Below are 19,611 nucleotides of genomic sequence, written 5' to 3' on the forward strand. Positions count from 1 at the left end.
CCCCCCCCGCCCCACCTCTGACAGTTTCCTGCGCGCGTTCAACCACGGAAAAGAAAAAAGAAAAGCAAAAGCGGGTCGCTCGCTGCGCTCGCTCTGTGTCGACCAAGGTCGACACCTACCAATCGTCGTTCGTTCCAACAACCGCCGTTACCAACAGCCGCAGGAATCTGTCAGAGGTGGGGCGGTGTGGGTGGGCAGGACCGTTGGCGCCATGGATGGCGCCATCGAGCCCCCACGGATGGGTTTACGGCGTGTCCTGACCACCCACACCGCCCCGCCATCCCACGGAATGCCGCTCTGGCATTGGCAGTTGCCGTTGATTGCAGCGGGTGCAGGGCTGCAAGCCCTGCCGAAACCCCTTACCCCGCCATCACCGCTTCGATCTCGTCGGCGCTGCGCGCCAGGCCCTCGGTCAGCACGCGATGGCCGTCATCGGTGATCAGCACATCGTCCTCGGTGCGGATGCCGATACCGCGCCAGCGCGGTTCCACCGTCGTGTCGTCCACGCCGATGTACAGCCCCGGCTCGATGGTGAACGCCATGCCCGGCTCCAGCAGGCGCGAATCGCCGGCCAGGCGGTAGTCGCCCACGTCGTGCACGTCCATGCCGATCCAGTGCCCGGTCTTGTGCCGGTAGAAGCGCTGGTACAGGCCCTCGGACAGGTTCTTTTCCAGCGTGCCCTTCAGCAGGCCCAGCCGCAGCAGGCCTTCGGTCAGGGTCTGCACCGCCGCCAGGTGGCCCATCTCATAGGCCACGCCCGGCTTGGCCTGGGCCAGTGCCGCGGCCTGTGCATCACCGACCAGGTCGTGCAGCGCGCGCTGTTCGGCACTGAAGCGGCCATTCACCGGGAACGTGCGGGTGATGTCGCTGGCATAGCCACGGTACTCGGCACCGGCATCGATCAGCACCAGTTCGCCGTCACGCGAACGCGCGTTGTTGTCGCGGTAATGCAGGATGCAACCGTTGCGGCCGGCACCGACAATGCTGCAGTACGCCGGCACCGCATCGTTGGCACGGAACACCCGTTCCAGTTCGGCCTGCAGTTCGTACTCGTGAATGCCCGCCTTCGCTGCCTTCATCGCCGCCAGGTGCGCGCGCACGCTGATCTGCGCGGCATGGTGCATCAGCGCTACTTCCGAACCGGACTTGAACAGGCGCTGCTCGTGCAGCAGATGGCCCAGCTCCAGGAACTCATGCGGCGGTTGCGCGCCGTGGCGCACCTGCGAACGAACACGGTTGACCCAGCCGATCAGCTTCAGGTCGAAGTCGGCATCGCGGCCGAAGTGGTAATAGACGCGCGAACGCCCTTCCAGCAGGCCCGGCAGGATCTCGTCCAGATCATCGATCGGATAGGCATCGTCCATGCCGTACTGCGCCACCGCGCCTTCCTGGCCGGCACGGCCACCGTCCCAGGCTTCGCGCTCGGCGTCGCGCTCGCGGCAGAACAGGATCGCCTCGCCATGGCGGCGACCGGGAATCAGCACCAGCACCGCTTCCGGTTCCGGGAAGCCACTCAGGTACTGGAAGTCCGAATCCTGCCGGAACGGGTAATGGGTATCCAGGCTGCGCACCTTCTCGGCTGCGGCGGGCAGCACCAGGATCGCGTCCTCGCCGGCCATGTCCATCAGCTGGCGGCGGCGACGCTTGTACTCGCCGGCCGCGATGCCGGTGCGCTGCTTGATATCCATCAATTCAGCCGCTGCCGATGGCGCGAGGCCAGCACCACGTCACCGTGCAGCAACAGCACCGCCACGCGGATGAACTCCTCGATCTCCGACAGTGCTTCGTCGTCATCGTCACCACCGGCCTCGAAGTCCTCGCTGGAGGCGCGGGCCAGGCTGGCCATGTCGTTCAACGCTTCTTCGCCCTCTTCGGACAGCGCCGGGCGATGGCCGCCACTGCCCAGGCCGAAGCCGCCGAGGAAGCTGCGGGTCCAGGCGAACATGGCATCGGCCTGCGCGGCCACGTCGTCGTTGTCGGTCAGCAGCAGCTCGAAGGCGAAGTCGCGGTCTTCCAGCTGCTTGATGGTGGCCTGCAGCAGCTGAGCCAGCACACTGTCGGCGGCCACCGGGGCCAGATTGTCGTCGGCCAGCACGCGCGCCGGCCAGTCATTGCCGGGGGCGCCGCCAGCGGCCAGCCAGCCACACAGCGCACCGTGCAGCTCGGCAGCGGTGGCACCCAGGCCCAGCGCCTGGCTGGCGCGGGAAACGTCGTCGACGGAGGGAAGTTCGGTCATCGTGTGGCTCGTTCGGATAAGGAAACCAGGAGCGCGCACGCGCGCGCCCGTGAGACCGCCTAGTGTAGCAACCTGACGGTCTCCTCCCCGTGGCCGCCGGGCCTTGCTGCGACAGCGCTTGACCGCCCTTGCCCCGCTTGCCTATCGTGCCCGCATGGAACCCGCCGATCCCCTTGCCCAGCTGCAGGACTTCGCCGCCCGCGTGGAAGCGTTGCTTGAACGCAACCAGCGGCTGGCCGAGGAGAACCGCAGCCTGCGCCACCAGCAGGAACAACTGGTGGCCGAGCGCTCCACGCTGCTGGCCAAGAACGAACAGGCGCGCTCGCGGGTGGAAGCAATGATCAGCCGGCTCAAATCCCTGGAGCAGCACACATGAGCGCCGAACCGGTCAGTGTCCGCATCCTCGATCGTGAATACACCGTGGGTGTCGGCGGTGATGAACGCGACAGCCTGATGGCGGCGGCGCGCCTGCTCGATGCACGCATGCGCGAGATCCGTGGCAGCAACCGCATGGCTGCGGTGGACCGCGTGGCCGTGCTGGCCGCGCTGAACCTGGCCCACGAACTGCAGCTGCTGCGCGACGAGAACGCCCGCCAGGCGGTGGCGCTGCAGCAGACGCTGGCCGACCTGAACCGGCGCCTGGACCGTGCGATTGACGGCGGTGCGTGAGAAACGCGCATAACGCGTCTTCTCATATCTGAATTGGCACGGACTGTTGCCGACGAACGGCCTATCCAGATCCTGTGTGCTGGCTATAATGGCCACGCGTTCTCTGCGGTACTCGACGGCATGTGCAAACATTCGCCTTGTCCCTTAAGAACGACACCGGGAGCGCGACAGCGCCGGGAGTGCAGGTCCGCCTTGTAGCGGGAAGCCCGATGGTTCTCCAGCGTTCCCACTTGAGCCCCCGGGTTCAAGGTCGTTTCGCATGCATCGACATTGCGGAGAATGCAATATTCCAGCAAGGGCGGCGTCTTCGGGCGTCGCCCTTGTTCTTTCCGGCACAATGACGGCTGATCCTTGCCGCACGCTGCCATGACCGACCCGCGCCAGGCCCTGCGCCACGACCTGCGGCAACGCCGCCGCGACCTTTCCGCCGGTGAGCGCATCGCCGCCGCCGAATCCCTCGCCGATGCCCTGCTGGCCCTGCCCTTCGCCCCGCGCAAAGGTACGGTGGCCGGCTACTGGGCGCTGGATGGCGAAATCGCCCTGCACCGGTGGCAGTTGCAGCTACCCGACACACTGACCTACTGCCTGCCGATTCTGGCAGGCGACACGCTGCGCTTCGCGCCGTGGCGGCCCGGACAACCGCTGACCAGCAACCGTTACGGCATCCCCGAGCCGGATGTAGCCGTGGAAGACACCCTGGAACCGGCGCAGATGGCGCTGGTGGTAACCCCGCTGGTGGGATTCGACACACAGTGCCGACGGCTGGGCATGGGGGGCGGCTGGTATGATCGCAGCTTCGCCTTCCGCCACGACCGGCCGGCGCCGCCCTGGCTGGTCGGCGCGGCGTTCGCGGTGCAGCAGGTCGAGTCCTTGCCGGTGGCGTCGTGGGACGTGCCGGTGGATGCGATCTGCACCGAAGACGGCACCCTGTTCCCCTCCGCTGCCCCCGTGAACGCATGACCGCCCGCAAGCGCTACTGGCTGATGAAGTCCGAACCGGACGCCTTCTCCATCGATGACCTGGCCAAGGTCAAGGTCGAACCCTGGAACGGGGTGCGCAACTACCAGGCGCGCAATTTCATGCGCGATGGCATGCAGGTGGGCGACGGCATCCTGTTCTACCACTCCAACACCAAGGTGCCGGGCATCGTCGGCCTGGCCACGGTGGCCAGCACGGCCTACCCGGACGACACCCAGTTCGACCCGAAATCCGACTACCACGACCCCAAGAGCACGCGCGAGAACCCGCGCTGGATGCTGGTGGACGTGGCCTTCGACCGCAAGCTCAAGCAGGTGATCGCGCTGGACGAGATCAAGCTGCACGCCGAAGCGCTGGGCGAAGGCTTCCCGCTGGTTGCCAAGGGCAACCGCCTGTCGGTGTTCCCGGTGACGGCTGCGCAGTGGAAGCTGCTGCTGTCGCTGGAAAAGAAATCCTGATTCCCTGCCTGAGAGTTCTCCCATGTCCGAAGCCAAGCGCCTGGCCGCCGAGAAAGCCATCGAGTACGTTGAAGACGGCATGATCGTCGGTGTCGGCACCGGTTCCACCGTGGCCTATTTCATCGATGCCCTGGCCCGCATCCAGCACCGCATCAAGGGCGCCGTGTCCAGCTCCGAACAGAGCACCGCGCGCCTGAAGCAGCACGGCATCGAGGTGATCGAGCTGAACCACAGCGGCAACCTGTCGCTGTACGTGGACGGCGCCGATGAGTGCGATGCCAACAAGTGCCTGATCAAGGGCGGCGGTGCCGCGCTGACCCGCGAGAAGATCATCGCCGAGGCCAGCGAGCGCTTCATCTGCATCGTCGACCCGAGCAAGCAGGTGCCGGTGCTGGGCAGATTCCCGCTGCCGGTGGAGGTGATTCCGATGGCGCGCAGCCTGATCGCCCGCCAGATCCGCGACATGACCGGCGGCCAGCCGACCTGGCGCGAAGGCGTGGTGACCGACAACGGCAACCAGATCCTGGACATCCACAACCTGCAGATCACCGATCCGGAAAAGCTGGAGCGCGAGCTCAACCAGCTGCCGGGCGTGGTCTGCGTCGGCCTGTTCGCGCGCCGTCGCGCCGATGTGGTGATCGTCGGCGGCGAGCCGCCGGTCGTGCTCTGACCTTTGCAAGGATCCTGACGATGTCACTGTTGCGTTCGCTGCTGATGCTTCCGCTGATGGCCCTGGCCGGCTGCGCCACCGATGCGGCCCGCCACTGGGTCGAGCTGGATGGTGCGCGCTACCAGGTAGAGCTGGCCACCAACGATGAAACCCGCGCGCGCGGACTGATGTTCCGCGACCAGATGGCCGCTGACCACGGCATGTTGTTCATCCACGACCGCGAAGAAATGCAGGCGTACTGGATGAAGAACACCAAGCTTGCGCTGGACATCCTGTACTTCGACAGCGAGCGCAAGCTGGTCAGCCAGCAGCGCGATGTGCCGCCGTGCTCGGCCGGGGACATGTGCCCGCCCTACCCCAGCGGAGGCCCGGCGCGCTATGTGCTGGAGCTCAATGCCGGCCAGGCGGAGAAACTCAAGCTGAAGGACGGCACTGAGCTGACCTTCGGCCCGGGCATCGAGTAACAGTGTTCTGCCGGGCTGCGCCCGGCACCCGCCGAATCAACATCAAAGGCAAAAGCTGGGCTACCGAGGGATGGCGGGGCGGTGTGGGCCTGCAGGACACGCCGTAAACCCATCCCTGGGGGCTCGTAGGCGCCATCCATGGCGCCTGCGGTCCTGCAAGCCCACACCGCCCCACCTCTGACAGTTGGCCGGCGGCTGTTGGTAGGTGTCGACCTTGGTCGACACGACAGTTCCAAGACGATGTTCTTTTCACGCGGCACCGCTTGAAACCGCCTGCGAATGACGCCAGTCTGTGGTCATGCAGGACCGGATCTCACTCCCCGACTGGGATGCACTGGCCGACCTCGAAGACGAGGCGCTGCCACTGTTGCCGACCGCGCTGCTGATCGCGCGCGACGAATACCCCGATCTGCAGCCGTCCACGTACGACGCGCTGATCCAGAGCCACGTCGATCACCTCCGCTCGGAAGTGGACAGCATCGACAACAGCCCGTTGAAAATGGCGGCGATCAACCGCCACCTGTTCGACGAGTTGGGCTACAGCGGCGACCACGACGAGTACTACGACCCGCGCAACAGCTACCTCAACCAGGTATTCGAGCGCCGCCTGGGCAACCCGATCTCGCTGGCGCTGGTGCAGATGGAAGTCGCGCGCCGGCTGGGAATCCCGCTCGACGGCGTGTCCTTCCCCGGGCACTTCCTGGTGCGCCTGCCGGTGGACGACGGCGTGCTGGTGATGGACCCGTTCAATGGCGGCCGCCCGCTGGACGTGGACGAACTGCGCGAGCGGGCCAAGTCACACCTGGGCGGGCAGATGCCCGACGACCAGGTGCTGGCGCAGATCCTCGACCCGGCCCCTGCGCGCGCGATCCTGATGCGGATGCTGCGCAACCTGCACGGCGTGTATGCCGAAGCGGGCGAATGGGACCGCGCTGCGCGCAGTGCCGACCGCCTGCTGAAACTGGCCCCGGAGCAGGACGACGCCCTGCGCGACCGTGGCCTGGCCTACCTGCAGCTGGAGTATCTGGCCGGTGCCCGGCACGATCTGGGGCAGTACCTGAAGCGCAATCCCGAGGCCAGCGATGCGCAGTGGCTGCGCGAGAAGCTGATCGACCTGGGTGGGCCGGTGCCGCGGCTGCATTGAGGTTGTCCGGTGTGCGGACCAACGGTCCGCACCCACCGGTAGCGCCGGGCCATGCCCGGCGGCCATTGCAATCAATCGACCTCGACCATCTCGAAATCGGCCTTGGTCACCCCGCAGTCCGGGCAGGTCCAGGTCTCGGGAATGTCTTCCCAGCGCGTCCCCGGCGCGATGCCCTCTTCCGGCAAGCCTTCCGCTTCGCTGTAAAGAAAGCCGCAGACCACGCACATCCAGGTACGCAAGGTGGTGGGGGTGGCGTCGCTCATCGGATAATCAGGGCTGGATTCACGGGCCGCCATTGTCCCATCGCGGCCCACTCACCGGTAGCCATCGATGACTTCTGCTTCCCCGGCGCCCCGCGGCGTCTACCTGATCACCCCGGACGAGCCCGATACCGCGCGCCTGCTGGCCCGCACCGCGCCGCTGCTGGCCGCTGGAGCCACCTGGCTGCAGTACCGCAACAAGACCGCCAGCGACGCGCTGCGACTGGAGCAGGCCACCGCCCTGCAGGCGCTGTGCGCGGAACACGGCGTGCCGCTGATCGTCAACGACGACCCGGCACTGGCCAAAGCGGTCGGTGCGGCCGGCGTGCACCTGGGCGGCACCGACGGCGATATCCCCAGCGCGCGCGCCCTGCTCGGCGCCGACGCCATCATCGGCGCCTCCTGCTACGACCAGCTGGCCAATGCCGAGAAGGCCGTGGCCGCCGGTGCCAGTTACGTGGCCTTCGGCGCGTTCTTCCCGACCACCACCAAGGTCACCAGCAGCCGCGCCCACACCGACCTGCTGCGGCAAAGCGCCGCACTGGGCGTGCCACGGGTGGCGATCGGCGGGCTGACGCCGGACAATGTCGGTCCCATCATCGACGCCGGCGCCGATCTGGTCGCCGTGGTCAGCAGCGTGTTCGCCGCCGAAGACCCGGTGGCGACCCAGCGCGCCTACCTCGCCCAGTTCGCGTAATGCCCAGGAAATCCGCATGAACCACGACCAGTCCCACGCCTTGTTCTCCCGCGCCCAGCAGCTGCTGCCGGGCGGCGTCAATTCGCCGGTGCGCGCGTTCAAGTCGGTCGGCGGCGAGCCGTTCTTCGTCGAGCGCGCCGACGGTGCCTACCTGTACGACGTCGACGGCAACCGCTACATCGACTACGTAGGCTCCTGGGGCCCGATGATCGTCGGCCACAACCACACGGCGGTGCGCCAAGCGGTGAAGAAGGCGATCGACAATGGCCTGTCCTTCGGCGCGCCCTGTGCGGCCGAAGTGACCATGGCCGAGACCATCACCCGCCTGGTGCCGTCCTGCGAGATGGTGCGCATGGTCAACTCGGGCACCGAGGCCACGCTGTCGGCCATCCGCCTGGCCCGTGGCGCCACCGGCCGCAACCGCATCGTCAAGTTCGAGGGCTGCTACCACGGCCATGGCGATTCGTTCCTGGTCAAGGCCGGCAGCGGCATGCTGACCCTGGGCGTGCCGACCTCACCGGGCGTGCCAGCCGGCCTGAGCGAACTGACCCTGACCTTGCCCTACAACGACTTCGAAGCGGCCACCGCGCTGTTCGAGCAGCAGGGCGACGACATCGCCGGCCTTATCATCGAACCGGTGGTTGGCAATGCCAACTGCATCCCGCCGCGCGACGGCTACCTGCAGCACCTGCGCGAACTGTGCACGAAGCACGGCACGCTGCTGATCTTCGACGAAGTGATGACCGGCTTCCGCGTCGCCCTCGGCGGTGCACAGGCGCATTACGGCATCACCCCGGACCTGACCACCTTCGGCAAGATCATCGGCGGCGGCATGCCGGTGGGCGCCTACGGCGGCCGCCGCGAGCTGATGCAGCAGATCGCACCAGCCGGCCCGATCTACCAGGCCGGTACGCTGAGCGGTAATCCGGTGGCGATGGCCGCTGGCCTGGCGATGCTGGAACTGATACAGCAGCCGGGGTTCCACGCCGATCTGGCCGAGCGCACCGCGCGCCTGTGTGCCGGCCTGGAAGCGGCCGCCGCCGAAGCCGGCGTGGCCGTGACCACCACCTGCGTGGGCGCCATGTTCGGCCTGTTCTTCACCAGCGAGAAGGTGGAGACCTATGCGCAGGCCACCGCCTGTGACATCCCGGCGTTCAACCGCTTCTTCCACGCGATGCTGGACCAGGGCGTGTTCCTCGCACCGTCGGCGTACGAAGCCGGCTTCCTGTCCAGCGCGCACGATGATGCGGTGATCGAAGCGACGCTGGCCGCTGCGCGCGTGGCGTTCAAGGCCGCCAAGGGCTGAGCCTCGCTCTGGTAGGTGCCAACCTTGGTTGGCACTGCCGCATCTGGTAGGTGCCAACCCTGGTTGGCACTGCCGCATCTGGTAGGTGCCAACCTTGGTTGGCACGGAGCAGTCGAGCATGGCTCGACTCTACATAAGGCATCAACCGAAGGCGAACTTGCCCTTCATCATCGCGAAGTGGCCGGGGAACGAGCAGAAGAAGGTGTAGTCGCCCCCCTTCTGCAGCCCCTGGGTAGAGAAGCGCACGCGCGTGGTTTCGCCGCCGCCGATCACCTTGGTGTGTGCCAGCACACGCTTGTCGGCCTTCGGCAGGTAGCTGTCGGCCAAGGTCATGCGCATGCCCGCCATTGCCACCGGCTGGTAGTCGGCGCTGCGGGTCAGCACCCAGTTGTGGCCCATCGCGGTAGCGGCCAGCTTGCCGGTGTGGCGCAGGGTCAGGTCGACGGCGGTGCAGTCGGCCGCCACCTTGATCTCGCGGCTGCTGAAGCTCATCTGGTCAGTGCTGTCGATGCTGACCGCACATACCCGCGCCATCGCCGACGGCGCCAGCATCAGCGCGCCCAGTCCCACTGCCACCATCCAAGCCTTCATCGTTGCATCTCCTGCGGATTCAAGCGCCATTCTAGGCAGGCGCCTGCGGCCCCGTCTGCGACCGTCTGTCGCATGACTGGTCCAGGGTTTCCCGCGTGTTCACTGCAATGGCATGCTCGGCCAATGCGGATCGACCTGTTGCTGCTGGATGTGGATGGCGTGCTGGTGCAGTACCAGCGCGCGCAGCGCGTGCTGCACCTGGCGCGGGCGCTGGATGTCGCGCCGGAAACCGTGCAGGCCGCGCTGTACGACTGCGGGCTGGAGGCGCAGCACGACTGCGGCGTACTGGATGGCCCCACCTATCTGGCGCAGCTGAGCAGACAGCTGGGCCGCACCGTCGATATGCACACCTGGATCGCTGCGCGACAGGCCGCCAGCCATCCACAGCCGGCCGTGCTGCAGCGGCTGCAGAGGCTGCAGACACTGCAGCTGCCGATGGCGGTGCTGACCAACAATGGCGCACTGATGCAGCAGGCCTTGCCCACCCTGCTACCGGAACTGTTCCCTGCGCTGCAGGGCCGCGTGTTCTGCAGCGCGGATTTCGGTCTGCGCAAACCGGCGCCCGCGGTGTTCCTGCGCACGCTGGAAGCGCTCGGCGTGGCACCTGCGCGCACGCTGTTCGTCGATGATCTGTTCGCCAACGTGCGCGGCGCACGCGCCGCCGGCCTGCACGCGGAAACCGTGCGCGATGGCCGTGGGTTGGGCAAGGTGTTGAAGCGTTACCAGATTGCGTGAACCAATGTAGAGCCGAGCCCATGCTCGGCTCTATAGTTATCGCCGCTGGCTTCAGCGCGCGGCGATGAACGCAGCAATCGCTGCGCGCAGGCGCTTCAGGCCTTCGGCCACTTCTTCGTCGGTGATGTTCAGCGACGGCACGAAGCGCAGCACGTCCGGGCCTGCCTGCAGCGTCAGCAGGCCCTGCTCGGCAGCGTGATCGAGGATCGCACCAGCCTGGCCGGCAAAGTCCTTGCTCAGCACCGCGCCCAGCATCAGGCCCCGGCCACGCACGTCGCTGAACACGCCGAACTCGTCGTTGATGCGGGCGAAGCCATCGCGCAGCGCCTTCGACTGGCGGCTGACGTTGGCGGCGATCTCCGCCGAGGCGAGCTTGCGCAGCGCCACACGCGCGACGGCGGCAGCCAGCGGATTGCCACCGAAGGTGGTGCCGTGCGCGCCAAACTGCATGGTTTCAGCGACCTTGGGGCCGGCCAGCATCGCGCCGATCGGGAAGCCACCGCCCAGCGCCTTGGCCAGGGTGACCATGTCCGGCACCACGTCGTCCTGCCAGTGCGCGAACAGCGTGCCGGTGCGGCCCATGCCGGCCTGGATCTCGTCCAGCACCAGCAGTGCGTTGTGCTGGTCGCACAGTTCGCGCACGCGCTTGAGGAAACCGGACTTGGCCGGCATCACGCCGCCCTCGCCCTGGATCGGTTCCAGCATTACCGCCGCCACGTCGCCGGCGGCCATCGCGGTTTCCAGCTGCACCTCATCGTTGAAATCGATGTAGCGGAAGCCACCGGGCAGCGGCTCGTAACCTTCCTGGTACTTCGGCTGCGCAGTCGCGGTGACCGCGCCCATGGTGCGGCCGTGGAAGCTGCCACGGAAGGTGATGATCACCCGCTTGTCGGCCGGGCGGCCCTGGCTGGAGGCCCATTTGCGGACCATCTTGATCGCCACTTCGTTGGCTTCGGCGCCGGAGTTGCACAGGAACACGCGCTCGGCGAAGCGGCTGGCCTTCACCAGTTCCTCGGCCAGGTGCAGCGGCGGTGCGCTGTAGAACACGTTGCTGGTGTGCCACAGCTTGCCGGCCTGCTCGACCAGTGCGGCGACCAGGTCCGGATCGTTGTGGCCCAGGCCGCACACGGCGATGCCGGCGGCCAGGTCGATGAACTCACGGCCCTGGCTGTCCCACACGCGGGCGCCCTGGCCCCGCTCCAGTACCACCTGGCGGGGCTTGTAGACCGGCAGGTAATAGTGCGAAAGGGAGATCAGCGGATCGGTAGCGGCGGTCATGGCAGTCGGCAGGGTTCAGGAATCCCCATTCTCGCGCCGGAAACCCTGCGGCACAATGCGCCCATGCGACCGTTTTCCGCCCCCCAGCTGAACCCTGCCACCGAGACCGGCTGGCGCCGTCGGTGGTTCGACATCATCTACCGCCACGACACCCGTCCCTCGCGTAATTTCGACCTGATCCTGGTGGTGGCGATCATCGCCAGCATCCTGGTGGTGATGATCGACAGCGTGCAGCACCTGCATGCCGAGTGGTCCACGTGGCTGTACGTGCTTGAGTGGGGCTTCACGATCATCTTCACTGCCGAGTACCTGCTGCGGCTGGCAGTGGTCAAACGGCCGCTGCGCTACGCGACGAGTATCTGGGGCATCATCGACCTGCTGTCGATCCTGCCCGCCTATCTGTCGATGTTCATTCCCGGTGCGCAGAGCCTGCTGGTGGTGCGCGCGCTGCGCATCCTGCGCGTGTTCCGCATCCTCAAGCTGACCCGCTACATCGAGGAAAGCGGCGTCCTGATGACGTCGCTGTGGCGCAGCCGGCGCAAGGTGCTGGTGTTCCTGTTCACGGTGATCACCATCACCATCATCGCAGGTGCGCTGATGTACGTGATCGAGGGGCCGCAGTATGGTTTCACCAGCATCCCCACCAGCATGTACTGGGCGGTGGTGACGATGGCCACGGTCGGCTTCGGCGACATCGTTCCGCAGACCGTGCTTGGCCGCTTCGTGACCTCGGTGCTGATCCTGATCGGCTACAGCATCATCGCCGTGCCCACCGGCATCTACACCGCCGAACTGGCCAGCACCATGCGCGAGGCCGAGCAGGCCGCGCGCCGTGATGCGCGTGGCTGCCCGGACTGCGGACTGGAAGGGCACGAACCGGATGCGCGCCATTGCCGCAAGTGTGGTGGCCAGCTGCCGGATGCGTTCAACCATTGAGGCGCAGGCCGGCCAGCGGCCGGCACTCCCCCTTGGCGGTTACGCATGGATGCGTGCGCCGTTACTCACCGCATGCGGTTGCTGGTGGTCACCAGATCGTTGTAGGCGGCCATCACTGCGGCCTCCGTCCCCGCGGGCGCCGAGCCCACGCGACCGCTGGATGCGCGTTCCTGCTCGCGCTCACGGTCGGTGAATGCCTTGCCTGACGCAAGGCGATCGACACGACGCCCGGCATCGCGGATCAGTACGTCGGTCGATCGCTGCACATGTGCCCACAGCGGGTTGTCCTTGCCCACCCCTGCGTCCTGCATTTCCTTGACCAAGGCTTGATAGCTGGCCAGCTGCGTGCGCGCCCCCTGTAGATCCGGCGACTCTCCCTGCAGCGACGTCGCCAGGCGCTTGCCGTCCCCCACGATGCGCAGCTGGTAGTACGTCAGCGAACGGCCTTCGTCCGCCTCGATCTGCTTGAGCTGTTCAGCCCGGCGTTCTTCCTCGTTCTTTTCCAGTGCTGCATCCAGCGTCTCGCTGGCCTTGAAGAACGTCGCGTACGCCTGCATCAACGGCGCGTGCTGGGCACGCATCCCATCGCCGCCGTCGCGACGATAGTCTTCACGGGTGAAGTACCCATCGGCACTCTCAATCCGCGCATACAGCGACTGGAACGCCTTCTGATACTGGCGCACCGGCTCATCCAAGGGCGTCGCTGGTGCCTTCTCCAGTGCTTCGCTCAGCGGCTGGCCGCAATACTCGACGCGATGCGAAAGCACCTTGCCTGGCGAACGCGGCTGCGCCTCCTTGCCGGTAGGGCCGGCTTGGGGATCCTTGATCCAGCTGGTGTAAGTCTGGAAGCCGTCATGGACGGGCTGCTCCACACCGTTATAGCACTCGATGTAAGCGTTGATCTTGGCCAGGCTGGGGTCGGCCGCAGCCAGCCCCGCGACCTTGTTGCAGCCCGTCAGGCTGGCCAGCGTGCCCAGCAGAAGAAGAGGAAGCATGCGCGTGGATGTGTTCAAATCGATTCCTTGCAGAAACAGAAGCAGCGTGCATCGTCGGCCATGGCGCGGGCAGCCGCTCAGCCAACTGCCGAAGCACCTGCCATTCGGGACCCCAAGGTGTGCCATGTCGCAATCGACCTGCTCGATTGCGACATAAACGACACGACGGAAGCGCGGGTTACTGGCGGTTGCTCTGGAAAACGAGCGTGTTGTATTCCTGCATCAGCTTGTTGGCAGAGCCACGCGGCGCCATCGACGGCGAATCAAGCATGCGTCGTTCGAAATCGGTGTAAGGCTTCTTCTCGCTGACGCGCTGCAGCCGCTCCTTGCCTTCGCGCCGGAAATTCTCGGCCCCACGTTCGAAGCCTTCCCAGTCCGACTTGCCCGGTTCCTGGTCGGCAACCTTGGCGTGCGCTTCATCGGAAATGCGGTTGAAGGCATCCAGACGTTCACGGGCCTTGGCCTGATCGAAATCATCCTCGCTCATCAGATCCATGATGGCCTTGGCTTCCAGCATCATCGCCAGACGGTAGTACTCGCGGGTGCGCCCCTCGGCCTGCTCCAGCGCCTTGAGCTGCTCGCGCTGGGCAGCGTCGTTCTGACGCTCCAGCTCGGCATTGAACGTTTCGCTGGCAGCCACGAAATCCTTGAAGGCGGCCATCAAGGGCGCGTGCAGCTGCTTGCCCTTGGCGAACTGGTCGTCCTCGTAGTCCTGGCGATCGTAGTAATCATGCGCGTCCTTGCTGAGCGGCACCAGCGCCTTCAGCGCCTGCTGGTAATGGCCTGCAGCCGCATCGAGATCGGCCAGCGCCGGCTTGGCAGCGATCGCCTCGGTCACCGGGGCGTCGCACTGCTTCATGTCGTAATCGCTGATCTCGAACGGTCCGTACACGTGCGTCTCGCGCCCGGTCGGGCCAGCGTCGACATCCTTGATCCAGCGCGTGTAGGACTGGATGCTGCCGTGGGTCTTCGAATCCAGCGCGTTGAAGCAGCCGATGTAGGCGTTGAGCTTGGCGGTCAACTGCTGCTGTGTGTCGGACGGGGCCGCGCTGGCGTCCGCCGTGCCGGAGGCAGCGGCGCCGCCCGCAGCTGCGGGGGCCTTGCCACCACAGGCGGTCAGGATCAACGACAGCGAAGCGGCCAGCGCCGCAACGGAAAGAGTGCGTGACATGTGTTCACATCCCTGTTGAAAACGATTACAGCCGCGCATTCTAGCGCAGCAGGCCGAGGGTCGCAGCCCTCGGCCTCTTCCCGCGACGCGCGGTCAATCCAGGAACAGATCCGGCAACAACGGACGCGACGGATCCACCGCGTAACCCGAAAGATCGGTGATACCGGCCTGCGCCAGCACTTCATCATCGATCAGGAACTGGCCGTGGAAGCCCGTCGCTTCGCGCACCAGCGCCGCATGCGCGGCATCGGCCATGATCTGCGGCGTGCGGCAGCCGGCCGCATCCACGCCCGGAATCATATTGATCGCATCGGTGGCGATGACGGTGCGCGGCCACAGCGCATTCACCGCCACGCCCTGCGGACCGAATTCCGCGGCCAGACCCAGGGTGACGAAGCTCATGCCCATCTTCGCCAACGTGTAGCCGGTATGTGGTGCCCACCACTTTGGGTCCAGGCTCGGCGGCGGTGCGAGGGTGAGGATGTGCGGGTTCGGCGCCTCCAGCAGGTAAGGCAGGCAGGCCTGCGCGCACAGGAAGCTGCCGCGCGAGTTGACCTGCTGCATCAGGTCGAAACGCTTCATTGGCGTATCCAGCGTGCCACGCAGCCAGATTGCACTGGCGTTGTTGATCAGGATGTCGATGCCACCGAAGGTATCGACCGTGGCCGCCACCGCCGCCTGCACCTGCTCTTCCTCGCGGATGTCGCATTTCAGGGCCAGACCCTGGCCACCAGCCGCCGTTACCGCTTCGGCCGCGCTATGGATGGTGCCCGGCAGCTTCGGGTTCGGCACCGACGACTTGGCCGCAATGGCCACATTGGCGCCGTCGCGCGCAGCGCGCAGTGCGATGGCCAAGCCGATGCCGCGCGAGGCACCGGTGATGAAAAGCGTTTTGCCCTGCAGACTGCCCACGTTCCACACTCCAGCGTATGCAATGAGTCGCTAGTATGCCGCGCCGACGCGGAGTTCACCCGGCCTTGACGATACTCGGGCCTCCAGACAACGCACGAGGTCCACGCCATGCGCCGTTCCCGCCTGTTGCTGCCTGCCCTGGGGCTTGCCCTGCTGACTGCCTGCCAGGGCCGTTCGCCGGAACCCGGCAAGGAGCCGCCCGCCGGTGACGCGCCCAGTGCGGAGAAGGCCGCCGCCGACGGCAAGATGCGCTGGAGCGAGGCGGTGGTCTGGGATGGCGATCTCAACGCCTGCCGCCAGGGCGAAAATGCGGCCACCCGGGATTGCCTGCGCGATGCGATGCGCGCCGGTGGCGCCAGCGCCGATGCCATTACCGCCGCCGAGCAGTTGTCCAGCGGCGGTGAGCTGGCCTATGTGACCGCCTGGCACGAGAACGAAGGACTGGGCATTGCCACGGTCGAGTATCCGTTCCGCGCCAACACCAATGAGGGCACGCGACTGGTCGATGCCGGTGGCAAGCGCATCGACGTGGATGCCGTGCAATTGGACGACACGCTGCGCGCCGATCCTGCCGTACAGGAACTGCTGAAGACCAACCCGCAGGCCACGCCGTTCGCGCCAGCACAGTCGGCCGGTGCTTCGCCGCTGGAGAACGGCGGCATCCGCCTGCTGTACCGCACGCCGCTGCGCGACTGCCACGCCTGCCCGGATGTGGGGCAGTTGCAGATCGCCTACGACTTCGACGCCAAGCGTAACTTCATCGGCCAGCAGGTGGTGCCGGCAACGCCGTAAGCAGGTAGCACCGGGCCATGCCCGGCGGACACAACGCTCAATGCCGCCGGGCATGGCCCTGCGCTACCGATAGGCGCGTACCTGCTTCTGCAGCAGGTGCGGCACGATCAATCGATGTACCGGCGCCACCGGCAGCATGTAGACCCGGCCGAACGCGTTATGGGTATGCACCACGGTGGCCACTTCCAGCACGTCACCCTGCCATTGCAGGGCCAGCTGCACGCGCAGATGGCGGTCGTTGTCTTCCAGCACGATGGCATCGTCATCCAGCGACTGCAGGGTGAAGATGCCCAGCCGCTGGCCGGGTTGAGGATCCTCAACAACCTGCACCGCACGCAACGAGCCCAGGTGCTTCATGCCGAGCAGGCGCATGCCGTGGTTGCGCAGCGCCATCAGCCCATCGAACCAGCCGGGAATGGTCGCGGCCATGTCGCGGTAGGCCTGCAGGGCCGAGCGCCCATCCCGACGGGTCGTCGCCTGGCAGGCGTGCACGAAGTCGGCGCCAGCCAGCTGTGGGCGCAGGACGCTGCCCGCACCCGGCGGGCCGGTCACCACCTGCGCACGGCTCACGGCTTGGGCCCCTGCCCTTCATTGTCTTCCCAATGCAGGATGCGGCGGGTAACGAAGCGGTAGACCGGCTTGCCGGTGGCGAACCACAGCTCGCGCACCCACGAGGTGCGCTTGAGCACGCGCTTCTCCACCGGGGTGAGCGACTCGCGGCAGTACATGCGCTTGTGCTTGAGCAGGTGGCGCAGATCCTCGCGGGCCAGCAGCCGCATCCAGCGCGAGCGCGGGTTGCCGATCACCGCCAGCTGGAAGTCGATCAGCGCCGGCCGGCCATCCTCGGTGACCAGCCAGTTGGCTTCCTTGGCCAGGTCGTTGTGGGCAACGCCGTTGCGATGCAGCTGCTGCAGCAGCCGACGCGCCGAGCGGAACCAGGCCAGATCGCCGCGCGGCGGACGCTGGTACATGGCATCGCCGGCCATGAAACTGCGGTCCAGGTGGCGGCCATTCCAGGCCAGCAGCTGCGGCACATCGGCCATGCCGTGGATGTGCTGCAGCGCGCGTGCCTCGCGGCGGGCCAGCCACCAGGCCGGCAGCCGCAGCCACAGCGGTGTGGCGCCCAGATCACGGCGCACGAAGGGGCCATCGGGCCCTTTCACAAGAAGGATCTGGCCGAAACTGTCGGCCTTCAAAGCATGCGGTGGAGCGTCTGGCGTATGCGGCATGGGCCCATTCTAGGCGATGGCGCCGGTTGCAAACGGTCACGAAGCGGCTGGGAACCAGTCACCTTCACGCCCCTATAATCGGGCAATGGACTCTTCATGGATCGACGCCACGCTCGCGTGGATTGCCGCTCACCCCGTGCTGGCGGGTGCCGTTATCTTCCTCATCGCCTTCTGCGATGCGGTCATCATTCTTGGCGCCATCGTGCCGGCGCTGCCGTTGCTGTTCGCGGTGGGCGTGTTCATCGGCCTGGGCCAGATCTCCGGGCCGTACGCGGTTGCGGCTGCAGCCCTGGGCGCCTTTGCCGGCGACGGCATCAGCTACTGGATCGGCCGCCGCTGGGGTGACCGCCTGCGCGGCGTCTGGCCGTTCAGCCGCTACCCGCAGCTACTCGACCGCGGCGAGAACCTGTTCCGCCGCAATGCGTTCAAGAGCATCCTGATCGCACGCTACGTCGGCGCGATCCGCCCGTTCGTGCCAGCCATTGCCGGCATGATGAAGATGCCAGCCAGCCGTTACGTGCAGGCCAGCGGCATCGCCAGCATTTCGTGGGCGGTGCTGTTCCTGGCGCCGGGCTGGATTCTTGGAGAAGCCTATGACGCAGTCGCGGCGGTGGCCGGGCGTCTGGTGGTGGTGGTCGGCCTGCTGGCGGTGATCCTCAGCCTGGTCTGGGCCATCGTGCTGTACGGCTACCGCTGGTCGGCCGCCCGCATGGACAACTGGCTGGCACGCCTGCTGGACTGGTCCAACCGCCACCCGACGCTGGGCCGCTACACCGTCGGCGTGCTGGATCCCAAGCGCCGTGAATCGGTGCCGCTGGCGATGCTGGCGTTGATGCTGCTGGTGCTGGGCTGGGGCTGGTTCGCGCTGCTCACCGTGGTGGTCGCGCACGGTGAACCGCTGGCGATCGACCTGCTGGTGCACCAGGCCATGCTGGCGCTGCGCAACCCGCTGGCCGACTACCCGATGGCAGCACTGGCTTCGCTGGGCGCCTGGCAGGTACTGCTGCCGGCCACGGCGGCGGCGATGGGCTACCTGATCTGGCGCCGGCGCTGGATGGCAGCCGCGCACTGGCTGGCCGCACTCGCCTTCGGCCTGGCGCTGACGATGCTGCTGGGCGCCACCGTGGATGTGGTACGCCCGGTCGATGCCAGCAGCGGTTTCGGCTTCCCGTCGGTGTCGGTGACCATGGCCACCATCACCTTCGGTTTCTTCGCGGTGCTGATCGCCCGTGAGATGCCCGGCCGAACCCGCGTCTGGCCGTACCTGGTGTCCGGCATCGTGGTCAGCCTGATCGGCTTCTCGCGCCTGTACCTGGGCGCGCATTGGCTGAGCGATGTGATCGGCGGCATGCTGTTCGGCACGTTCTGGCTGCTGGTGCTGGGCATCGCCTACCGCCGCCGCTTCAACCGCTCGTTCTGGGTAAAGCCGGTGGCCTGGTTGTTCTATGGCGTGTTCGCGGTAGCGGCGATGTGGTACGCGCCGCGCCACATTCCGGTGAAGCTGGAACGCTTCGAGCCGACCCTGCCGGCCCCGCAGGCGATGGATGCGCAGGCCTGGTGGCAGCACGACTGGTCCACGCTGCCGGCGCGCCGCAACGAATTCGACGACGACCAGCGCTGGCCGCTTGACGTGCAGGTGGCCGGGCCGCTGGCACCACTGCAGGCACAGCTGGAAGCGCGCGGCTGGAAGCGGCAGGAACAGGCCGGCTGGCAGCAGGCGCTGCTGATGCTGGACAAGAACACCGGTGCTGATGAACTGCCGGTGTTGCCGGCAACGCTGGACACCCGCGTGGAAGCACTGCTGATGGTGCGCCAGGGCGCGAAGCCGGATGAGCGCTATGTGCTGCGCCTGTGGCCTGCACCGGCACAGCTGCAGCCGGGCAACACGCCGTTGTGGCTGGGCAGCGCGCAGACCCTGCGCTACGAGCGCCACTTCGAGTGGATCGGCATGTGGCACCCGCTGCGCGGCGTCGACCCGGCGTTGAACGCGGTGAAGGACGCCGTGCAGGACCTGCCGCAGCGCGAAGACGTGCACAGCGAAACCGGGCTGCCGGTGCTGCGGTTGAAGACCACGCCGTGATGGAGCCGCC

At 66.7% G+C, this 19,611-nt stretch carries 23 protein-coding genes and 1 other RNA gene; 14 read left to right on the forward strand and 10 right to left on the reverse strand.

Annotation, left to right across the window (positions count from 1 at the left end):
- Window positions 1–359 precede the first annotated feature (359 nt).
- Together DI041_RS17815 and DI041_RS17820 are read right to left on the reverse strand one after the other, a co-directional pair.
- Window positions 360–1,682, reverse strand: coding sequence for an aminopeptidase P N-terminal domain-containing protein (locus DI041_RS17815; RefSeq protein ID WP_136639606.1), 1,323 nt, complete (start codon window positions 1,680–1,682; stop codon window positions 360–362).
- A 5-nt stretch (window positions 1,683–1,687) separates the two neighbouring features.
- Window positions 1,688–2,236, reverse strand: coding sequence for a YecA/YgfB family protein (locus DI041_RS17820; RefSeq protein WP_046988283.1), 549 nt, complete (start codon window positions 2,234–2,236; stop codon window positions 1,688–1,690).
- Between the two features lie 154 nt (window positions 2,237–2,390).
- Here DI041_RS17820 and DI041_RS17825 point away from each other — a divergent pair, with 154 nt between their 5' ends.
- The 8 genes from DI041_RS17825 to DI041_RS17860 all read left to right on the forward strand — a co-directional run bounded on the left by DI041_RS17825 (window position 2,391) and on the right by DI041_RS17860 (window position 6,619).
- Window positions 2,391–2,612 (forward strand): TIGR02449 family protein, encoded by a 222-nt coding sequence (locus tag DI041_RS17825; protein ID WP_005410898.1) that lies wholly within the window; start codon window positions 2,391–2,393, stop codon window positions 2,610–2,612.
- Window positions 2,609–2,905 (forward strand): cell division protein ZapA, encoded by a 297-nt coding sequence (locus DI041_RS17830; RefSeq protein ID WP_006467013.1) that lies wholly within the window; start codon window positions 2,609–2,611, stop codon window positions 2,903–2,905. Before DI041_RS17825 ends, DI041_RS17830 begins: the two co-directional genes overlap by 4 nt.
- A 97-nt stretch (window positions 2,906–3,002) precedes the next feature.
- Window positions 3,003–3,188, forward strand: a non-coding RNA gene (gene ssrS, locus DI041_RS17835) — 6S RNA.
- Window positions 3,189–3,271: 83 nt separating this feature from the next.
- Window positions 3,272–3,865: a 5-formyltetrahydrofolate cyclo-ligase gene (locus DI041_RS17840; protein WP_046988282.1), complete on the forward strand. Its 594-nt coding sequence runs from the start codon at window positions 3,272–3,274 to the stop codon at window positions 3,863–3,865.
- Window positions 3,862–4,341, forward strand: coding sequence for an EVE domain-containing protein (locus tag DI041_RS17845; RefSeq protein WP_012512007.1), 480 nt, complete (start codon window positions 3,862–3,864; stop codon window positions 4,339–4,341). The genes DI041_RS17840 and DI041_RS17845 overlap by 4 nt, the downstream gene beginning before the upstream one ends.
- A 22-nt stretch (window positions 4,342–4,363) precedes the next feature.
- Window positions 4,364–5,011, forward strand: a complete 648-nt coding sequence (gene rpiA, locus DI041_RS17850; RefSeq protein ID WP_046988281.1) for a ribose-5-phosphate isomerase RpiA — start codon at window positions 4,364–4,366, stop codon at window positions 5,009–5,011.
- Between the two features lie 20 nt (window positions 5,012–5,031).
- Window positions 5,032–5,475: a DUF192 domain-containing protein gene (locus DI041_RS17855; protein ID WP_136639605.1), complete on the forward strand. Its 444-nt coding sequence runs from the start codon at window positions 5,032–5,034 to the stop codon at window positions 5,473–5,475.
- A gap of 298 nt (window positions 5,476–5,773) precedes the next feature.
- Window positions 5,774–6,619, forward strand: coding sequence for a SirB1 family protein (locus tag DI041_RS17860; protein WP_010484022.1), 846 nt, complete (start codon window positions 5,774–5,776; stop codon window positions 6,617–6,619).
- Between the two features lie 71 nt (window positions 6,620–6,690).
- Here the strand turns inward: DI041_RS17860 and DI041_RS17865 are convergent, their stop codons facing one another.
- Window positions 6,691–6,915, reverse strand: coding sequence for a rubredoxin (locus DI041_RS17865; protein WP_014038358.1), 225 nt, complete (start codon window positions 6,913–6,915; stop codon window positions 6,691–6,693).
- A gap of 34 nt (window positions 6,916–6,949) precedes the next feature.
- On the opposite strand from DI041_RS17865, the gene thiE reads away from it, so the two are divergent.
- Window positions 6,950–7,576: a thiamine phosphate synthase gene (thiE, locus tag DI041_RS17870; protein WP_136639604.1), complete on the forward strand. Its 627-nt coding sequence runs from the start codon at window positions 6,950–6,952 to the stop codon at window positions 7,574–7,576.
- Window positions 7,577–7,592: 16 nt separating this feature from the next.
- Entirely contained in the window at window positions 7,593–8,882 is a 1,290-nt protein-coding gene (gene hemL / locus DI041_RS17875) for a glutamate-1-semialdehyde 2,1-aminomutase (RefSeq protein WP_046983017.1), read from the forward strand.
- Window positions 8,883–9,023: 141 nt separating this feature from the next.
- Here the strand turns inward: hemL and azu are convergent, their stop codons facing one another.
- Window positions 9,024–9,473 (reverse strand): azurin, encoded by a 450-nt coding sequence (gene azu / locus DI041_RS17880; protein WP_046983018.1) that lies wholly within the window; start codon window positions 9,471–9,473, stop codon window positions 9,024–9,026.
- Window positions 9,474–9,596: 123 nt separating this feature from the next.
- Between azu and DI041_RS17885 the strand changes: the two genes are divergently transcribed.
- Entirely contained in the window at window positions 9,597–10,208 is a 612-nt protein-coding gene (locus tag DI041_RS17885) for an HAD-IA family hydrolase (RefSeq protein WP_136639603.1), read from the forward strand.
- Between the two features lie 51 nt (window positions 10,209–10,259).
- On the opposite strand, the gene DI041_RS17890 is transcribed toward DI041_RS17885, so the two are convergent.
- The gene (locus tag DI041_RS17890) at window positions 10,260–11,486 is read right to left on the reverse strand and encodes an acetylornithine transaminase (RefSeq protein ID WP_006467246.1); all 1,227 of its coding nucleotides are present in this window, start codon (window positions 11,484–11,486) and stop codon (window positions 10,260–10,262) included.
- 63 nt (window positions 11,487–11,549) lie between these two features.
- Between DI041_RS17890 and DI041_RS17895 the strand changes: the two genes are divergently transcribed.
- Window positions 11,550–12,422: an ion transporter gene (locus tag DI041_RS17895; RefSeq protein ID WP_136639602.1), complete on the forward strand. Its 873-nt coding sequence runs from the start codon at window positions 11,550–11,552 to the stop codon at window positions 12,420–12,422.
- A gap of 65 nt (window positions 12,423–12,487) precedes the next feature.
- Here DI041_RS17895 and DI041_RS17900 read toward each other — a convergent pair whose 3' ends face one another.
- The 3 genes from DI041_RS17900 to DI041_RS17910 all read right to left on the reverse strand — a co-directional run bounded on the left by DI041_RS17900 (window position 12,488) and on the right by DI041_RS17910 (window position 15,500).
- Window positions 12,488–13,417, reverse strand: coding sequence for a YiiG family protein (locus tag DI041_RS17900; protein ID WP_211195217.1), 930 nt, complete (start codon window positions 13,415–13,417; stop codon window positions 12,488–12,490).
- Between the two features lie 178 nt (window positions 13,418–13,595).
- The gene (locus tag DI041_RS17905; RefSeq protein ID WP_136639601.1) at window positions 13,596–14,588 is read right to left on the reverse strand and encodes a YiiG family protein; all 993 of its coding nucleotides are present in this window, start codon (window positions 14,586–14,588) and stop codon (window positions 13,596–13,598) included.
- A 93-nt stretch (window positions 14,589–14,681) separates the two neighbouring features.
- Window positions 14,682–15,500 carry an SDR family oxidoreductase gene (locus DI041_RS17910; RefSeq protein WP_136639600.1) on the reverse strand — a complete coding sequence of 273 codons (819 nt, stop codon included), beginning with the start codon at window positions 15,498–15,500 and terminating at the stop codon, window positions 14,682–14,684.
- A gap of 108 nt (window positions 15,501–15,608) precedes the next feature.
- Between DI041_RS17910 and DI041_RS17915 the strand changes: the two genes are divergently transcribed.
- On the forward strand, window positions 15,609–16,292 hold the full coding sequence (locus tag DI041_RS17915) for a hypothetical protein (protein ID WP_046983025.1): 684 nt from the start codon (window positions 15,609–15,611) through the stop codon (window positions 16,290–16,292).
- Between the two features lie 63 nt (window positions 16,293–16,355).
- On the opposite strand, the gene DI041_RS17920 is transcribed toward DI041_RS17915, so the two are convergent.
- Entirely contained in the window at window positions 16,356–16,862 is a 507-nt protein-coding gene (locus DI041_RS17920) for a DUF2867 domain-containing protein (RefSeq protein ID WP_136639599.1), read from the reverse strand.
- Window positions 16,859–17,521 (reverse strand): serine/threonine-protein kinase, encoded by a 663-nt coding sequence (locus DI041_RS17925; RefSeq protein ID WP_006389922.1) that lies wholly within the window; start codon window positions 17,519–17,521, stop codon window positions 16,859–16,861. The genes DI041_RS17920 and DI041_RS17925 overlap by 4 nt, the downstream gene beginning before the upstream one ends.
- Before the next feature lie 85 nt (window positions 17,522–17,606).
- Between DI041_RS17925 and DI041_RS17930 the strand changes: the two genes are divergently transcribed.
- A complete protein-coding gene (locus DI041_RS17930) occupies window positions 17,607–19,601 on the forward strand; it encodes a bifunctional DedA family/phosphatase PAP2 family protein (RefSeq protein WP_136639598.1) in 1,995 nt (664 codons plus the stop codon).
- Window positions 19,602–19,611 lie beyond the last annotated feature (10 nt).

Source organism: Stenotrophomonas maltophilia (genome assembly GCF_004920835.1).
In the GTDB taxonomy this organism is placed as follows: domain Bacteria; phylum Pseudomonadota; class Gammaproteobacteria; order Xanthomonadales; family Xanthomonadaceae; genus Stenotrophomonas; species Stenotrophomonas maltophilia_AQ.

Excerpts from the sequence above, each read along its gene's own strand:
- DI041_RS17895 (WP_136639602.1), top strand. The coding sequence starts at position 11,550 with ATGCGACCGTTTTCCGCCCCCCAGCTGAACCCTGCCACCGAGACCGGC.
- DI041_RS17885 (WP_136639603.1), top strand. The coding sequence starts at position 9,597 with ATGCGGATCGACCTGTTGCTGCTGGATGTGGATGGCGTGCTGGTGCAG.
- DI041_RS17890 (WP_006467246.1), bottom strand. The coding sequence starts at position 11,486 with ATGACCGCCGCTACCGATCCGCTGATCTCCCTTTCGCACTATTACCTG.
- DI041_RS17865 (WP_014038358.1), bottom strand. The coding sequence starts at position 6,915 with ATGGCGGCCCGTGAATCCAGCCCTGATTATCCGATGAGCGACGCCACC.
- DI041_RS17930 (WP_136639598.1), top strand. The coding sequence starts at position 17,607 with ATGGACTCTTCATGGATCGACGCCACGCTCGCGTGGATTGCCGCTCAC.
- azu (WP_046983018.1), bottom strand. The coding sequence starts at position 9,473 with ATGAAGGCTTGGATGGTGGCAGTGGGACTGGGCGCGCTGATGCTGGCG.
- DI041_RS17915 (WP_046983025.1), top strand. The coding sequence starts at position 15,609 with ATGCGCCGTTCCCGCCTGTTGCTGCCTGCCCTGGGGCTTGCCCTGCTG.
- DI041_RS17905 (WP_136639601.1), bottom strand. The coding sequence starts at position 14,588 with ATGTCACGCACTCTTTCCGTTGCGGCGCTGGCCGCTTCGCTGTCGTTG.
- DI041_RS17830 (WP_006467013.1), top strand. The coding sequence starts at position 2,609 with ATGAGCGCCGAACCGGTCAGTGTCCGCATCCTCGATCGTGAATACACC.
- DI041_RS17900 (WP_211195217.1), bottom strand. The coding sequence starts at position 13,417 with ATGCTTCCTCTTCTTCTGCTGGGCACGCTGGCCAGCCTGACGGGCTGC.
- rpiA (WP_046988281.1), top strand. The coding sequence starts at position 4,364 with ATGTCCGAAGCCAAGCGCCTGGCCGCCGAGAAAGCCATCGAGTACGTT.
- DI041_RS17825 (WP_005410898.1), top strand. The coding sequence starts at position 2,391 with ATGGAACCCGCCGATCCCCTTGCCCAGCTGCAGGACTTCGCCGCCCGC.
- hemL (WP_046983017.1), top strand. The coding sequence starts at position 7,593 with ATGAACCACGACCAGTCCCACGCCTTGTTCTCCCGCGCCCAGCAGCTG.
- DI041_RS17855 (WP_136639605.1), top strand. The coding sequence starts at position 5,032 with ATGTCACTGTTGCGTTCGCTGCTGATGCTTCCGCTGATGGCCCTGGCC.
- DI041_RS17820 (WP_046988283.1), bottom strand. The coding sequence starts at position 2,236 with ATGACCGAACTTCCCTCCGTCGACGACGTTTCCCGCGCCAGCCAGGCG.
- DI041_RS17845 (WP_012512007.1), top strand. The coding sequence starts at position 3,862 with ATGACCGCCCGCAAGCGCTACTGGCTGATGAAGTCCGAACCGGACGCC.
- DI041_RS17860 (WP_010484022.1), top strand. The coding sequence starts at position 5,774 with ATGCAGGACCGGATCTCACTCCCCGACTGGGATGCACTGGCCGACCTC.
- DI041_RS17925 (WP_006389922.1), bottom strand. The coding sequence starts at position 17,521 with ATGCCGCATACGCCAGACGCTCCACCGCATGCTTTGAAGGCCGACAGT.
- DI041_RS17840 (WP_046988282.1), top strand. The coding sequence starts at position 3,272 with ATGACCGACCCGCGCCAGGCCCTGCGCCACGACCTGCGGCAACGCCGC.
- thiE (WP_136639604.1), top strand. The coding sequence starts at position 6,950 with ATGACTTCTGCTTCCCCGGCGCCCCGCGGCGTCTACCTGATCACCCCG.